This window comes from Micromonospora sp. NPDC000316 (assembly GCF_042898885.1).
Taxonomy (GTDB): domain Bacteria; phylum Actinomycetota; class Actinomycetes; order Mycobacteriales; family Micromonosporaceae; genus Micromonospora.
Window position 1 is genome coordinate 43,047 of sequence record NZ_JBIAZG010000022.1, and the last position, 15,385, is coordinate 58,431.

Annotated in this window: 9 protein-coding genes and 5 pseudogenes; 8 read left to right on the forward strand and 6 right to left on the reverse strand. The window is 66.8% G+C overall.

Translation table 11 applies throughout. The annotated features are described in order from the left end of the window. Window positions 1-494 precede the first annotated feature (494 nt). Entirely contained in the window at window positions 495-980 is a 486-nt protein-coding gene (locus tag ACFY2Q_RS27635) for a hypothetical protein (protein WP_387135200.1), read from the reverse strand. Window positions 981-1,498: 518 nt separating this feature from the next. Here ACFY2Q_RS27635 and ACFY2Q_RS27640 point away from each other — a divergent pair. Beyond that, window positions 1,499-1,997: pseudogene (locus tag ACFY2Q_RS27640) on the forward strand (transposase family protein); the annotation flags it as partial. Window positions 1,998-2,094: 97 nt separating this feature from the next. Here the strand turns inward: ACFY2Q_RS27640 and ACFY2Q_RS27645 are convergent. Next, a complete protein-coding gene (locus ACFY2Q_RS27645; protein WP_387135202.1) occupies window positions 2,095-2,634 on the reverse strand; it encodes an ATP-binding protein in 540 nt (179 codons plus the stop codon). A gap of 135 nt (window positions 2,635-2,769) precedes the next feature. On the opposite strand from ACFY2Q_RS27645, the gene ACFY2Q_RS27650 reads away from it, so the two are divergent. The 5 genes from ACFY2Q_RS27650 (at window position 2,770) to ACFY2Q_RS27670 (ending at window position 6,989) form a co-directional block, all read left to right on the forward strand. Further along, entirely contained in the window at window positions 2,770-3,981 is a 1,212-nt protein-coding gene (locus ACFY2Q_RS27650; RefSeq protein ID WP_387135204.1) for an ISAs1 family transposase, read from the forward strand. A gap of 27 nt (window positions 3,982-4,008) precedes the next feature. Further along, entirely contained in the window at window positions 4,009-4,245 is a 237-nt protein-coding gene (locus tag ACFY2Q_RS27655; RefSeq protein ID WP_387135207.1) for a hypothetical protein, read from the forward strand. A gap of 298 nt (window positions 4,246-4,543) precedes the next feature. Next, a complete protein-coding gene (gene istA, locus ACFY2Q_RS27660; protein WP_387135209.1) occupies window positions 4,544-5,971 on the forward strand; it encodes an IS21 family transposase in 1,428 nt (475 codons plus the stop codon). After that, window positions 5,968-6,729, forward strand: coding sequence for an IS21-like element helper ATPase IstB (gene istB / locus ACFY2Q_RS27665; protein ID WP_013289162.1), 762 nt, complete (start codon window positions 5,968-5,970; stop codon window positions 6,727-6,729). Before istA ends, istB begins: the two co-directional genes overlap by 4 nt. Then, window positions 6,729-6,989: a hypothetical protein gene (locus ACFY2Q_RS27670; RefSeq protein WP_387135212.1), complete on the forward strand. Its 261-nt coding sequence runs from the start codon at window positions 6,729-6,731 to the stop codon at window positions 6,987-6,989. Before istB ends, ACFY2Q_RS27670 begins: the two co-directional genes overlap by 1 nt. Before the next feature lie 48 nt (window positions 6,990-7,037). Here the strand turns inward: ACFY2Q_RS27670 and ACFY2Q_RS27675 are convergent. After that, window positions 7,038-7,247 (reverse strand): annotated as a pseudogene (locus ACFY2Q_RS27675) (transposase); the annotation flags it as partial. 318 nt (window positions 7,248-7,565) lie between these two features. Here ACFY2Q_RS27675 and ACFY2Q_RS27680 point away from each other — a divergent pair. After that, window positions 7,566-7,826: pseudogene (locus ACFY2Q_RS27680) on the forward strand (hypothetical protein); the annotation flags it as partial. Between the two features lie 416 nt (window positions 7,827-8,242). On the opposite strand, the gene ACFY2Q_RS27685 reads toward ACFY2Q_RS27680, so the two are convergent. Beyond that, a complete protein-coding gene (locus tag ACFY2Q_RS27685; protein ID WP_387135215.1) occupies window positions 8,243-12,250 on the reverse strand; it encodes a helix-turn-helix domain-containing protein in 4,008 nt (1,335 codons plus the stop codon). A gap of 159 nt (window positions 12,251-12,409) precedes the next feature. On the opposite strand from ACFY2Q_RS27685, the pseudogene ACFY2Q_RS27690 reads away from it, so the two are divergent. Next, window positions 12,410-13,099, forward strand: a pseudogene (locus ACFY2Q_RS27690) (IS6 family transposase). Between the two features lie 78 nt (window positions 13,100-13,177). On the opposite strand, the gene ACFY2Q_RS27695 reads toward ACFY2Q_RS27690, so the two are convergent. Together ACFY2Q_RS27695 and ACFY2Q_RS27700 are read right to left on the reverse strand one after the other, a co-directional pair. Then, window positions 13,178-14,809 carry a hypothetical protein gene (locus ACFY2Q_RS27695; RefSeq protein ID WP_387135217.1) on the reverse strand — a complete coding sequence of 544 codons (1,632 nt, stop codon included), beginning with the start codon at window positions 14,807-14,809 and terminating at the stop codon, window positions 13,178-13,180. Window positions 14,810-15,193: 384 nt separating this feature from the next. Then, window positions 15,194-15,385 (reverse strand): annotated as a pseudogene (locus ACFY2Q_RS27700) (IS3 family transposase); the annotation flags it as partial.

The following is a 15,385-nucleotide window of genomic DNA, read 5'->3' on the forward strand; positions in this document are numbered from 1 at the left end:
TCCACCTATTGGACTCCTGCGGGATACCCAGGTACAGGATGCCGCTGGAGTCCGCACAACCCCGTACACCTTCCGCCACGCTTTAGGTGCACTCGACCGGCACTGGCGTGAGGCTGATATGTCATACGACCTGCTAGCGGACGTTGAAAGATCCTTGTTGTGTCAGCGGACGCTAAAAAATGGACATGGCCAGCGACAGTCCGAAGATGCCGCGCCCGACGGAACGGGTTACCCGATCGTCAGAAGGATGCCCGGCGTACCTACCTGACGGTGACGGTGAACTGATCGCGTAGTGCTCGGATGGGCGCGATGAGGCGAGTGTGGGTCACCCCGCTGCGAGGCGACCATCCCCCACACCCTCACCGGCGAAGCCTCGCGGGGGCCATCCAGCGGGGCTTCACCATGCTGGCAACATCGGCGCCCTCAATCGCCCCTTCGTCGGCGTCCTTGCGCCAGCCAACAGGTGGCAGCGATGCGACCGGCGGTGAGATTGGTCAACAGCCGGCAACGTTCGTCTGGTTGTAGACGTAGGACGAATGCACCACCCAATTTCCGACGTACGGAGCGTTGAAGACCTGGAACCAGCGGCTGCTGCTGTAGTTGCCGGTGTAGGGCGGCGGCGAGTCGATCCAGCACACCATGGCAACCTGTTTGCGGTTGGAGACGAGTATCCTCGATCCGGTGGTGCACCCGGTCCCGCCCACGCAGGTCATCGACACCGTGCTGGCGCTGTAGTTGTAGACACAGGAGGTGGTGGAGCAAGGCGCAGCGAGCGCCGCCGGCGGTTTGATCAGTTGGCTCCCAAGGATTGTGGCGGCGATCGCCGCGGTTGCTGCGAGCGCGCGCTTGGCGGTCACGCGGCTGCCGGTGCGAGTAAACCTTTGCAACATCTTGTGAAGTTCCCCTCTTGACTCGGCTTTGCTTCGAAACTCCGACAAACGTGGTCGGCCGACCATCCCTGTTCCCACCATGTCGAACATTCGTACAATTGGGTGAGCTCAGCCTTGTGGCATCCCTTTCTGCCGCCACCCGCTTTCCTTTTAGCGATTCTTGCGCGCCGCCTTTGGTTAGCCGTGCCAGAGGAAGCGACAGGGAGCCACAGCCCCAACGGGCGCTGTGGAGCGAGCGGCTCACGGCGAAACTGCCTCAGCGCGTCGGCGACGAGCCTTAATCTGGACCAGCCCACATCCGCATGGTGCCTACCGAACACCTCTGACCTGTACTTCGCTCCTCCCTCCGCCCATTCCGCTCGATCCGTCATGGGGTGCCGTTGCGACGATCTGAGTGCGCGTGGCCGCACCGCCCATTGGACTCAAGCAGGCGCCGCAAGTACAGCCGCAGCCGAATGTTCGTACAACCCCGCACACGTTTACTGAGCCTTTTCCAAGCTGATCTTGCGGCTCGGGGCGGGCGTGGCGGGCCCGGTGATCGATGGGTGCGAGGCTCCAGGTAGGACAGCTGTCGACCAAGACTCGAAGCCCCGACCGGGAGCCTCGCCATGCTGTCCTACCCCGCCACGATTCCGTTGTCCAGCCGCACCCTGAACCACCTCGCCGAACGCATCCGCTGCCACCGTAAGCAGCGCCGATCCCGGTGGCGGCGCCTTGAGCCCGGCAGGCAGGCGCTGCTCGCTCTGACCCATCTGCGCAACGGCGACACCTACACCGACTCGCGGCCGGGTTCGAGATCGGCGTCGTCACCGCCTGGTGCTACGTCCAGGAGGCGATAGCGCTGCTCAGTTCGGCGGCCGACGACCTGGACACCGCGATGCGACGCGTCCGGCTGCTGGCGTACGCGATTCTGGACGGCACGCTGATCTCGATCGACCGGGTCGCCGAGCAGAGGCCCTACTACAGCGGCATGCACAAACGCCACGGCGTGAACGTGCAGGTCATCTCTGACGCCGCCGGCCGGCTCGTGTGGGCATCACCGGCACTGCCGGTTCCGTACACGACCTGACCGCCGCCCGCGGTCACGGCATCATCGATGCCCTGGCTCTGACGGTTTGAGTTGGCCCCGCCGTGACGGCTTGATTTGGCCCCGGTGGGGGTTGTTCGGGGTGGGTTGTGACGGCTTGATCTGGCCCCACCTGGGTCAGGCGGGGGTGGTTTGGCGTTGTTGGCGGGCGTGGGCGAGGCGGTAGGAGTCGGTGCCGGTTTCGATGATGTTGGCGCCGAAGGTGAGCCGGTCGACGATTGCTGCGCAGAGTCGTGGGTCGGTGAAGGTTTTCGTCCAGCCGGAGAATGATTCGTTGGAGGCGATGGCGACGCTGCTTTTCTCTTCGCGTTCGGTGAGGACTTGGAAGAGCAGTTCGGCGCCTTGACGGTCGAGTTCCATGTAGCCGAGTTCGTCGATGCAGAGCAGGTCGACGCGTCCGTAGCGGGCGATGGTTTTGTTGAGTTGTTTCTCGTCGGCGGCTTCGACGAGTTCGTTGACGAGTTTCGCGGCGAGGACGTAGCGGACGCGGAACCCGGCGATCGCGGCGGCGGAGCCGAGTGCGATGAGCAGGTGTGATTTGCCGGTGCCGGAGTCGCCGATGAGGCAGAGGGGTTCGCCGGCGCGGACCCAGGCGCAGGAGGCCAGGGTGTTGATGGTGGCGGGGTTGACGGCGGGGTTGGCGCAGGGCGATTGCATAGTCGACCAGAGGGCCGTTGACCAGGAGTTTCGAGACGAACTCGGCCTCTGTGGAGGCGCTAGAAGCGGGTGAGGCCGCATCGGTGATCATGGAGTTACGACGCTTCATGACTCCGAGGAAGACCCCACCCGCCGATGGCATCCTCTCTCATCGCTGCACTGGCCGTAGCAGCACCCGCCTCCATCGCCGAGGCCGCGCCCGTCACCGACGGTGAACGCGGCGGGCTGCTGCACGCGCTCGCCGCTGTTCCTGATCCACGCGACCCACGGGGCGTGCGTTACCCGCTGACCCCGCTACTGGCGGTGGCGGTCTGTGCCGTCATGGCCGGGGCGTCGTCGTTCGCCGCGATCACGGATTGGCTGCACGACCTGGACGAACAGGCCCAGGACCAGCTCGGGTTCACCGCAGGAGTGCCGGTCGGTAGCACTGTCTGGCGGCTGCTGACGCGCCTGGACGACACGCTGCTCGGCAACGCACTGGCCGGCTGGCTGCGTACCCGCACTCCTGTCGAGGTGACCAGGCCGAGGCGGTACCGCACGGTGATCGCCATCGACGGCAAGACACTGCGCGGCGCCCGCATCGGCGGCGGCCGCCAGGTGCATCTGCTGTCCGCACTGGACACCACCACCGGGATCGTGCTCGCCCAGGTCACCGTGGACGCGAAGAGCAATGAGATCACGTCGTTCGCGCCGTTGCTCGACGCCGTCGAACAGGTGCTCGGTTCCCTGGCCGGGGTGCTGTTCATCGCCGATGCCCTGCACACCCAGACCGGTCACGCCGACGAGGTCACCGCCCGCCGAGCCCACCTGCTCGTGCAGGTGAAGGCCAACCAGCCGACTCTGTTCAAGCAGCTCAAACGGCTTCCCTGGGCACAGATCCCGATCGGTTACCGGACCCGCGACCGTGGTCACGGCCACCGTGAGACCCGCACCGTCAAAGCCGTCACCGTCGCCACCCCCGGCGGCATCGGATTCCCACACGCCCAACAGGCCGTGCGCATCACCCGAACCCGCATCGTCGCTGGTAGGACCAGCCGCGAAACCGCCTACCTGACCGTGTCACTACCCGCCAGCCAAGCCCAGCCGGTCGACCTGCAGAGCTGGATCCGCCGACACTGGCACATCGAAAACAAGATCCATCACGTGCGCGACGTGACGTTTCGTGAAGACCTCCACCAGGCCCGGACAGGCAACGGGCCCGCCGTCATCGCAACGCTGCGTAACACCGCGATCGGCTGGCACCGCACCACCGGCGCGACCAACATCGCCCGGGCCACCCGCCAAGCCAACCGCCGATCACACGACCTGATCACCGCCGTGACCAGCAGTTACCCGACAACGCAATAGCCCTGCTCCGGAAGTGGGGTCCGAGACTTGGACTTCGCCGAGGCGATGCTCGATCTCGAGCACGTGGTCGCGGACCACTGTGACCAATTGCTGGACATCGACGGCCTCGCCAGCTTGCCCAATCTGAAGAGCGTCAGCCTCCGCGAGAGCCTCGGCGGCAGCCTGGCGGGCAGCGTCGACTTCGTTCAGAGCCGGTCGGCGAATGCCGGCCAGCTGCAGATTCACTACATCCCGGCCCTAAATGACGACTACGCCGTCTCCTGACGGTGCCCCTCGTGTGTCATCGGCGCGGCCACTTGCCCCTGGCCGTGCCCGGAAAGCTCGATGCCGCGACGCTCCGTGGTCGTCGGACGTGATCGATTGAATTGCCGATGTCCTGGCCAGCACCCGCTCGCCAGGGCAGAGCACGACCGAGATCGCATGGCTTTGTCGGGGTACGGCCTGGAGTGCAGAGCTAGGTACAGCTGATCTTGCAGAGGTGCGCACTGTTTGTCCGTCGTCAGCGGGTGACTGAGGGTGAGGCTGCTCGGGTCGTGATCGGACCGGCGTGGGGCGGCTGGCGGTGGGGGCGTTGGATGAGCAGCGGTGGTTGGATGTGCGTCGGTTCCGGGCGTTGCACGAGGCTGGTGCGAGTGTCTCGGAGATCGCTCGTGAGACGGGCCTGAACTGGCGGACGGTGAAGAAGTACCTGGCTGCTGGTGGCGGCGAGGTGGCGCCGCCTGTTCGGGTGCGGCCGGCTCGTGGGCAGTTGATCGACGTGTTCGCGCATGTGGTCGATGCGTGGCTGCGGGCGGAGTTGCTGCTCAAGGGCACGGTGATCCATGAACGTCTTGTCGAGCAGTACGGGTTCACCGGTAACTACCAGCGGGTGAAGTTGTATCTGCAGCAGGCCCGGCCGCGGATCGCCGCGGAGTTGGGGATCAGCCCTGATCAGCTGGCCGGGCTGCACCGTCGGTTCGAGGTCGTTCCGGGTGCGCAGGCGCAGGTGGACTGGGGCGATGAGGGCGGCGTCCTGGCCCATGTCGGGATTCCGAAGGTGTACTCGTTTCACATGGTGCTGTCGTACTCGCGGGATCCGTTCTGCTGCTTCACCACCAGTCAGGACCTGGCCGCGTTCTGGGAGTGTCACCGGCGGGCGTTCGCGCACTTCGGTGGGGTTCCCGGGGCGATCGTCTACGACCGGACCAAGACCGTGGTCCGTCGGCACGTCGCCCCGGGTCAGGCGGTGCCGCTGCACCCGGAAGCGGTCGCGTTCGCCGGGCACTACGACTTCGACATCGATGTGCTGGCCGCATATCGGCCGACTGGCAAAGGGCGGGTCGAACGGCAGGTCACCATCGTCCGTGATCATGTCCTGGCCGGGCGGGCGTTCTCGTCGCTGGCCGAGCTCGACGCCACGTTCGTGGCCTGGGTGCCGCAGCGGCGGGCCGTGCGGCATCGCACCCACGGTGAGATCATCGGCGTGCGGGCGGTCCGTGACCACGCCGCGCTGCGACCCATCCCGGCTAGGGCGTATGTGGTCGCCGACCGGCATCTGCGGCACGTCGGCAAGGACTGCCTGGTCGCCTACGCCGGCAACCTCTACTCCGTGCCGGCCCGCCGGGTCCGCCACCGCCAACTCGTGGAGATCCGAGCGACCGCCGCCACGATCACCATCCACGCCACCGTGCCCGGCCTGGACGGCGCCACGCTGTTGGCCACGCACCAGCGGGCCGTGGGCCGCGGCGCCCGCGTCGTCGACGAGAGCCACTGGGACGGTCTGCCCGACGGACACACCCGTGCCGTCACCACCGGCGACCCCGCCGGCGGGCAGCCAACCACACGCCGACCGGACCGCCATGCAAGCGGCCCGGGACCGCTGCAAGCCCTGCTCAACCGGGCCGCCGCCGCCCAGATCGCCGTCGAGGCCCGGCCGCTGTCGGTCTATGAACAGATCGCCCAGGCCAGCCCGTTCACCAACCGCCCACACCTGAAGGACGTCTCGAAGTGAGTGAGCTGGTCACCAACCGCATCCACGCCAGCGCCACCAAACTGGGCCTGCCTCACCTGGCCAAGACGCTGCGGGAACTCACCGGCCGGGCCGACACCGAGGCCATGGGCTACCTGGAGTTCCTCGACCTCGTCCTGGAAGAGGAGCTCGCCGTCCGCGACGAACGCCGCTTCCGCGCCGGGCTACGCCTGTCGAAGCTGCCGCACCACAAGACCCTCGACGACTACGACTTCAGCTTCCAACCCGACCTGGACCCCCGCAAGGTCCGTGACCTCGCCACGCTCGCGTTCGTGCAGGCCAAAGCCAACGTCGCTCTCCTCGGCCCACCCGGCGTCGGCAAGACCCACATCGCCGTGTCCCTCGCGGTCGCCGCCTGCCGAGCCGGATTCACCGTCTACTTCACCACCCTCGATGACATGGTCCGCCATCTCACCGCCGCTGATGCGATCGGCCGGCTGGCCCGCAAGCTGCAGACATACCTACGCCCCACCGTCCTGGTCATCGACGAGGTGGGCTACCAACCCCTCGAACGCCCCGAGGCCAACCTCGTCTTCCAGGTGATCTCGAAACGCTACGAGAAGGGCTCCACCCTGCTCACCTCGAACAAAGGCTTCGGCGAATGGGGCCAAGTCTTCGGCGACGAGGTCCTGGCCACCGCCATCCTCGACCGGCTCCTGCACCATTGCGACGTCGTCCCCATCAACGGCCCCAGCTACCGACTCAAGAACCGCCTCACCGCCATCGAGAACGTCGCCTGATGCCCACCCGGGCCATCCCGGACGACCCCACGGCCACCAGCGACACCAACCACGGCGATCTCCTGCCACTCCTGCTTGAGATCTGCGAGGACTTCCTCGCCCACACCGGCCCGGAGACCCACCACGAGGTCGACACCCTCCTACGCGCCCGCGGCATCACCGGCGGGCCCGGATGGCTGATCGACATGCTCGGCCTCACCCGCCTGCGCCTGCAAAACGCAACCCACCGTGACGAACAAGGCGCCCAGCACGACACCTGACCTCTGCAAGATCAGCCGTACTCACCTCTGCACTCCAACGAGTACCCCGACACCACGCGGGGTTTCGATCGCGACCGGGATCGGGCAGTCGCCGTCGTCGCCGGCTTCGACCAGCATCGCCAGAAGCGTCTGGAAGCCTTCGACGGACTCGGTGATGCGGGCCTTCGCTACCAGAGTGCCGTTGTCGTCGACGAGCGCGATGTCGTGGTGTTTCTCGGCCCAGTCGATACCGCAGGTGACCTTCAATATGTCCTCCATGCCGGAAGTTGGGCTGGTCCGTGCCCTGACCGGGATCGCGCGGCGCCCTAATGGAAAGGCTCGATCGCCTGACATCCGATGAGCCGTCCTTGATCCCAGCGACCGGCACGGCTCCCCGTCTCACGTCGAGGGCTCCTGGCCCCGAATAACCGAGGGATGCTCCGTGCTGGCGGGCTCGAACCACGAACAGATCCAAACGGACCCGCTCCCGCAGAGCGGGCCGAGCCACGCAGCAGCTCCCGCCTTATCGCGAGGCGTCGAACGCCGGGGATACCAAAGGAGTCGCGGCAAGAGCCCGACCCGCTCTGCACCCATTAGGGCTACCAGGGCGCCTACGGCAGCGTGCGCACCCCGTTCAAGCGGCGCCGCTTCCGGCCGAAGCTGTCCCGCAGGCAGAAGGCCGTGAACCGGGCGCACGCGAAGATCCGCGCCCGCGGAGAGCGAGCGATCGCCACGCTCAAGACCTGGAAGCTGCAGTGCCGCTGCGTGGCGCCCGGGACGGTGGAAAATCTCGTGCAACGGGTTGGCCTGGATGACGTCGCAGGATCTTGGTGTGGTGGAGTCCGCGTGGAAGCTTGACGCGAGGGCTGGGGCTGGAGCCCTGGAGTCTTGCCGTAGAGCACAAGATCGCCAGATCGCTACAACTCAGGCCGGAGGGCTGGTTACCTGGCGCCGGCGGGCTCAAAGCGATGGTCCGACGTGGACGAACGGCCAGCAGGCGGCTTAAAAATAGAGACAGAATGCTCGGTCAAAGGCAGAAATGCCGTACGGTCCCTTGCCCGCGCCATGCTCCGCAGCATTTTCGTGGTCAACGACGCCCGCAACTTCGTCAACTCAGAGCGGCTGCAGCGCGCCTCGATGGTGACGTTCGGCCAAAACAACATCGCCGAGTGCCAGGGTCCACACGTACCGAACGCCATGTGTACAGACTGTCGATTCGCCAGTGCGACCTGATGACAGGTAATGGCCGCGATGACATGGGTGAAGTTTGAAATTCATTCAACTGGCCGTGGCCCAAGGCATGGCTGGCGATATGGCAGGTCCGGTGCATGTTGTTGCCATTCCTCAGGCGTGACCGGGTCGCCGACGACTGAACACAAGCGTTCAGCAATGTCTCCCGGCCTTGTTTGCCAGATACGGACTTTGGTGTCCTGGCTACTAGCAGCCAGGCTGCGGCCATCGCGGTGAAAGGCGACGTCCTGGACTGGTCCTTCGGGGCCGGTCAGGATCGCGTAGACGGTCGGGTTCGTGAGGTCGCTGGTGCCCCAAAGCCAAACCGTGTGGTCGGTGCTGCTGGCGGCGAGGCGGGTTCCGTCCGGACTGAACGCGATGCCGACTACGTAGCCGTTGGGCCCGATGAGTATCGGGCCAGGTGCGGGTTGGGCGGGGTCGGCAAGGCTCCAAAGCCGAACTGTCCCGTCGGCGCTGCTGACGGCGAGGGCGCCGCCGGTGGGATGGAACGCGATGGAGTAGACGAAGTTGTTCGCCCCAGCCAGGGGATCACCAATACGCGCAGGATCCGCCGGGTTGCTGATATCCCATAGCCGCACGACGGTGTCGAAACCGCCGGCGGCGAGCAGGCGGCCATCAGGGCTGAATGCGACCGAGTAGACGTTGCCGGTGGCGTCATCGAGTGTGGTTAGAAGGGTGGGTTGTTGCGGGCCGGTCATGTCCCAGAGGGCGATGGTGCCGTCGCTGCCGCCGGCGGCGAGCAGGCGGCTGTCAGGGCTGAATGCGAGCGATTCGGCGAAACGGGAGAGTCCGGTCAGTGGCGCGTTCAATGGGGACGGTCGGCTGGGGTTGCTGAGGTCCCAGCCCCATACGGTGCCGTCGAATCCGGCTGCGACGAGCGCCCGTCCGTCGGGGCTAATAGCGGTCGTGCCGACGAGAAAGCTGTCCGCGCGAGGGCTGGTGAGTGGTTCAGTGGCAAGCATGGCCCGCTGCGGATCCCCAGCGTCCCACAGGTAGACGGCCCGGTCGCCGCTGGCGGCCGCAAGCACGTCGCCGGGCCAGGCCAGGTCGTGCACGGCATTTGTTGCGGTGGACAGGGTGGGACCGGGCACCGCCCAACGGCGTACCACTCCGTCGCTGGCACCGGAGTACAGGCTGCGGCCGTTCCGCTCGAAGACCAGTTCGGTCACGGGGCCTGGGTGTGGCAGGGTCGCGACCGCGGCGCCGTTGTCGAGCTGCCATAGCCATGCGTGTCCGTCGGAGCTGCCGGCTGCGACCGTCCGGCCGTCTGGGCTGAAGGTGACGGTGTGTACCCAGTTGGCGGGTCCGGACAGCGGCTGAGCGAACTGGCTCGGCCGTGAGGGTTCGGTGAGGTCCCACAGGTACACGTGCCGGTCGGCGCTGGCCGCGGCGAATGTACGGCCGTCCGGGCTGAATGCGATCCCGAATATGGACAGCTCAGGTCCGGCGAGCGGCTTGCCGAGCGGCGCCGGCGCGGCGGGCTCGCGGATGTCCCAAAGGTAGACGCGCCGGTCGGCTCCTGCGGCTGCGAGGACTCTGCCGTCGGGGCTGAGGGCCGCCGCGGGGAAACCATCTGCCGGTCCTGCGATGGGCGTGCCAAGTTCGAGCGGGTGAGCCGGTTCGCTCAGGTTCCACAGGCGGATGGCGCCATCGGTAGTGGTGGCCGCAAGCAGCGCGCCGCCTGCGCTGAAGGAAAGGGTGGTGACCCCGACGCCGAGCCTCGCACCGAGGGCGATTGGCTCGCCAGGCATCAAGGTGTCGTAGAACTGCACTCCCTCGCTACCGCCGGCGAGCAGCAGCCGCTGGTGCGGATGGAATGCGATCGTGTTGATGGCGCCCACGGTGCTGGGCAGACCGTCGGTGATGGCCACCGGGTGGTTCGGGTCAGTGAGGTTCCAGAGCCGTAACCGCCCATCTGTGCCACCGCCGGCGAGCAGGCCGCGATCGGGCGCGACCGCGATCGCCTGTAGGGGGCCGCCGGCACCGAGCATCCGGGTCACGGCCGGGGTCGCCGACGAGTCGAGCAGGCTCGATCGTGCCTCGGTGGTTGGCATGATCTGGTACGCGGCCAGGGCCAACTGCCCGGCCAGCGCCGGATCCGTGCTGCGGAGGCGATCGGCGCGAATGGCCATCAGCCGTGACAGTGCAGCGTTACGTTCGTCAGTCGCCAGAGCCCGCTGCCGCAGCGCTTCGCTGCTCTGCGCGATCGCGACTGCGCCGCCGCCGAGCGCGACGAGGAGCAGCGTGGCGAGCGCCGCCACCGTTTGGTACAGCGTTCGGACGCGTTGGCGCTCCCGGCGTCCGCTCTCCCGGAGGAACACTCGCGCGAGATTGTCCAGACCCGCGTCGTCACGGGCCTCGGTCAGCTCCTGAACCGCCGACAAGCGGCTTCCGCGGTAGAGCAAGGACGGGTCGCGGCCCTCGCTGTGCCACTGCTGCGCGGAATCGCCGACCTGCTGGCGGATCAGCAGTCCCCGCCGATTGGCCTCGATCCACATCCGGAGCCGAGGCCACGCCACGACCAGCGTCTCGTGCGCGAGCTGGACCGCATCCGCGTCGAGCGCTATCAGTCGCTGCGTGACGAAACGGTCCATCACAGCGCGTAGGTCGTCACGCGGCGCGGGCTCGGCCAAGCGGTCGAGTTCGGCCAGGGTGAGGCGACGCCGGGTGTTCGGACCGTCCTCCTGCACGCGTACCAGCCCGACGAACAGCCGTTGTGCGAGTCGGCGGTCCGGATCGGACAGCGAGTCAAGCAGGTTGTCGGCGGTGAGGGCCACGGCGCCTCGGACGCCGCCAACTGCCTGATAGTCGGCCACCGTCATACGCTGACGTGTCGCCTGCTCCCACATAGCCCGCAACGTGTGCGACAGCACGGGCAGTGCACCGGCTTCGTGCGCGCCGTCCCTGGCTACCGCACCCGCGGGTGGGGCCAAGTCGCGCAGCAGCAGCTCCACCAGCCCTTCTTCGACTTCCAGCCCGGCCTTGTGCGCCGGACCGAGGATCGCCTGCCGAAGCTCGGTCTCGCTCATCGGCCCGACCGGCACCTGGGCTTGCTGTAGGACCGGCACCAGCTGTGGCTCGAGCAGCGCCCGATGGTAGAAGTCGGCGCGCAACCCGATGAGCACGGCCGATGCAGGGCGGAGCTGGCTATGCGCGGACGCGGTTGTGGCGCAGGCATGCAGGGCGGCGAAGAACACCCGACGCTCTCCATCGTCACCGCACTCGGTGAACACTTCCTCGAACTGGTCCACCACCACGGCGACGCCCGCTTGGCCGCCGCTAGGCCCGGCACCGACAGCGTCGTGTAATGACTCGAAGTATCCACGGGCATCGCCGCGCAGACTCGCGCCGATCTCCTCGGCATTCATATCTGTTACGGCTGCCAGCGCGGTCGCGAACGCATTCATGGGGTTCTTGCCGGGCGTGAACAGGAGCACGTTCCATGGTTGGGTAGCGCCAGTACTGGGCTTGTCCTCGCGTGGAGCTGCTGCGGCGTGAAGGCCGCCGGCACGCAGAAGCGGGGTTACTCCGGCGCGAAGCAGCGAGGACTTGCCGCAACCCGACGGACCGAGGACCGCAACAGGGCCGCTACCCGTGGCCCACCGCCCCGCCAAAACGTCGACCACTGTTGCGGTGAGTTCCTCACGACCGAAGAACCACTCGCTGTCGCCGGGCTCGTAACTTGATAGCCCCTTGTACGGCGCTGGGGTGCCCGCCGGTCGCGGTCCCGGCAGGCGTCGAACCCGCGACAGCGCCAGCCGCCACCGTTCCACCTCGGCACTCTCGGCCACGCCGCAGGGTCGAAGGATGGCCGCCAGGGCATGGACATCTGACACCGGTGGCAGATGCCGACCGGACATGTAACCACCCACGGTGCTGTAGGGAATGCCGGCCGCCTTCGCCACGTCCCGAATCGTCAGGCCGGCGCGTTCCCGCAGTTGGGTCAGGGCCTCAGCGAACTGCTGGCGGGTCGCGATCGCGTCCACCACGCTGATGCTCGACCTGTCGTGGGGTACCGGCTTGCTGGGCATGCTGTCTCCCGTCGAACCCGACGTGACCACGAACGGCCACTCTCGGTGACGAACAGAATACATTGGAGAGTGGGTTGTTGGATGGCTCTGTTGCATTGAGCGTCGGCAAGATCGAGGCAGACTTGAGCAGTGAAGTCATCGAGCCAGCCTGACCCGTGGCTGCCACCGAAGTCGGCGTTCGCCGGGTTCCGGTTCCCGCCAGAGGTGATCGTCGTCGCGGTGCGCTGGTATCTGCGGTTCAACCTGTCCTATCGCGATGTGGAGGAGCTGCTGGTCGAACGTGGCGTGGAGGTCGATCACGTCACGGTGTTCCGGTGGGTGCAGCGGTTCACGCCGCTGTTGGCCGACACCGCTCGCTTCTGCCGGCACTCGCCAGGCGACAGGTGGTTCGTTGATGAGACGTACGTCAAGGTGAACGGTGTTTGGCGGTACGTGTACTGGGCGGTCGACCAGGACGGGTAGGTCATTGACGTGCTGGTCTCGGCCCGCCGGGACGCTGGCGGGGCCCGGCGGTTCTTCCGACGGGCGCTGTCGACGTTGAAGGTGACACCCGTGGAGGTGGTCACCGATGCCGCCGCGGTCTACCCCGGCGTGCTCGACGAGCTGATCCCGTCCGTGTGGCACCACGTCGAGCAGTACGCCAACAATCCGATAGAGGCTGATCACAGCCAGCTGAAACAGCGGTTGAGACCGATGCGCGGGCTACGGACGGACAAGGCAGCACAGGTGATCATCGCCGGCCACGCCTTCATACAGAACCTCCGCCGTGGCCACTACGAACTCGCCGTCGACGCCCCGCCCCCTCTGCGGGTCGCTGCGGCGTTCGCCGAACTCGCCCAAGCGATCTGACCACGGACCCGACACCCGGCTCAACAATCCGCCGATCCGATAACGCAACGGCGCCTTTGATGTTGCCCACCCGACGGGTTACCGCACCGTCGCGGTCGGTGGTGACGTGGCCGCCACCGCTGCGGCCGCCCGCCCAGTCGCGCGCTCGGCCTCCAAGGGATGGCCGGACATCGCCACCCGCGCGCCGGCGAGGTCGTCGATCGCGTTCCGGACTGATTTGGCGGGCGCGCCCGGCGCCGAATCGAACCGCCAGTCAGATGGTGGGCGCGCGGGAGCAAAGAACTCGCTTATCAGGGCGGCCAAACGTAGATACGGCGACAGGGTTTGCACCAGCATGGTCGCCTCGGACGCCGGACCTTCGATGACCGGAAGGTCCGCGACGTTCATCGCGGCCCGGAGCCGGAGGTGCAGGGGTCCATCCTGCTCGTCCAACAGGTCTCGAAAGGCGATGACGTCCGGTACGAGGGTCGTGGTCGTGCTCTCCGACCGCAGTTTTTCGATCACCGCCCGGAGCATGGCGGACACGTCGTCGGCCAGGACCGCATCGACCACCTCGGCGAGGGGGACGCGCCGGCTCTTCCCGCCATCCTCTCCCTGCTTGGCCCGATATGTGACGCACGCACGTGCCGCCCGGATCAAATCCCGGGGGTGTCCGCCGGACCAGGCATGGCAGAAGTACATGGCGGGGACGGAGAAGTCGGTGGCACGCAACGCGAGCAGTTCCGCCGACTCCTGGTACGTCAGGCGGCTGACCTCGACGACCTCGTCGAACGCCGAGTCGAAGACGTCGCGCACGACCACCCCGCGGGCGGCGAAACTGTGCATGGCATCGGTGGAGACCGACACCAGGACGTGTACCGACCGGATGTGAAAGAGATCCTTGATGCCGTTCACGACGGCGACCACGTCCTCGGGCATGTCCATCTTGTCGAGCTCGTCGACGCAGATGATCACCTGGCTGCCGGTCACGCGGACCACCGCGCGCAGAAAGCGACGCAACCGTTCCACACCGTCGGCTTCGGTCGCGGTTCGTTCGGCGACGCTAACTTGGTCCTCACCGGACAGCGTGAACAGCCCCAGTTTCAGCCGGACGCCGTTCTTGGCCTGGGTGGTTTCGGTGAAGTGCAGATACGCCAACTCGGCCTGGGCCAGCCGCCGCAGCTCCTTTGCCGGGGTCATCGGCCACGGGAACGGAGCGTCCGCTCCCCTCCAGAGGCCTACGAGGACCCGCCCCAGCGATCGGAGGAAAAGACCGAGCCATGACCCGAAGGCGACGATCAGGAACACGGTGAGGGTACTTACCTCCCATTTGGAAGCGCCGGACGAGTCGCTTTGCTTTTCCGACCACAGGAAGAGGAGTACGACTAGGGCGACGGCGAACAGGAATCTCTTGAGCACGTTGACCAGCAGGCTCCGGCGTCCGCGGGCGGGCGTGGTCGACACGTACGTACCCGCGCCTGGTTGCAGAATTTCTTGGGCTAGGGTGCCGTGGATGAGGCGCACCAGCTCGCCCGGTTCGTACCGCTTGGGAGCCGGGACCCGGATGCCGAGCGAGGCGCGGTCCCGGGCGATCAGCTGCTGCATCATGGTCGACTTGCCGACCCCACGCGGTCCCGCGATTCCAATCGCCGACGTTGGGTGGTCGGCGATGAAGCGGACGAGGTCGAGGTAGGTGGTCGACGACGAGGCCTTCTCGATGCCGATGCCCACCAGCGTGGGCGCGAATCGGGAATCGAACAGCGAACCGTACTTTTTTCGTCGGGCGTGCGCTCCAGGATGATCTTTCGCAGGAGGCCGGCGACAGCATCCTCGAAGGCCTCGACCAGCAATCCGTACTTGTCGCGCCGGGCCGCCCACAGTTGCTGGGCGGCACCGTACCCGGTCATCGTAAGGACCGCCGCGACGACAGCGATGGCAGCGAGAGCGGCCGCGACCCACCCGAAAGCGCTTCCCTTGCCCTGCTCCCAAGTGACTAAGGCGACGAGGGCCAGGACGAACCCGCCGGTCGCGGTCAGGGCGGGAATCCAGTACCGCCGCTGAGCCGTGAACGATGCCGCCGCGGAACCTGTCAAGTCAAGTGAGACGTTTTCGTGGTCAGGTGTTCTGTAGTTCGGTGGGTTGAGCTGCTGGTTTGTTGATCCACACCGTGGTCGGTAGGGCGGGTGGTCGGGGGCGTCGGGTGAAACGGTCGGGGTGGGCCTGCCAGGCGGCGTCGAGGGTGGCCTGCCGCTGGTCGTGGACGTCGTCGGCGGTGCCGTAGTGCACTGAGGCGGGGGTGTGCAGGCC

Bases quoted from the DNA above. Each gene is read 5' to 3' on its own strand.
- ACFY2Q_RS27635 (WP_387135200.1), bottom strand. From the start codon at position 980: ATGTTCGACATGGTGGGAACAGGGATGGTCGGCCGACCACGTTTGTCG.
- ACFY2Q_RS27650 (WP_387135204.1), top strand. From the start codon at position 2,770: ATGGCATCCTCTCTCATCGCTGCACTGGCCGTAGCAGCACCCGCCTCC.
- ACFY2Q_RS27645 (WP_387135202.1), bottom strand. From the start codon at position 2,634: ATGCAATCGCCCTGCGCCAACCCCGCCGTCAACCCCGCCACCATCAAC.
- ACFY2Q_RS27670 (WP_387135212.1), top strand. From the start codon at position 6,729: ATGCCCACCCGGGCCATCCCGGACGACCCCACGGCCACCAGCGACACC.
- ACFY2Q_RS27685 (WP_387135215.1), bottom strand. From the start codon at position 12,250: ATGCCCAGCAAGCCGGTACCCCACGACAGGTCGAGCATCAGCGTGGTG.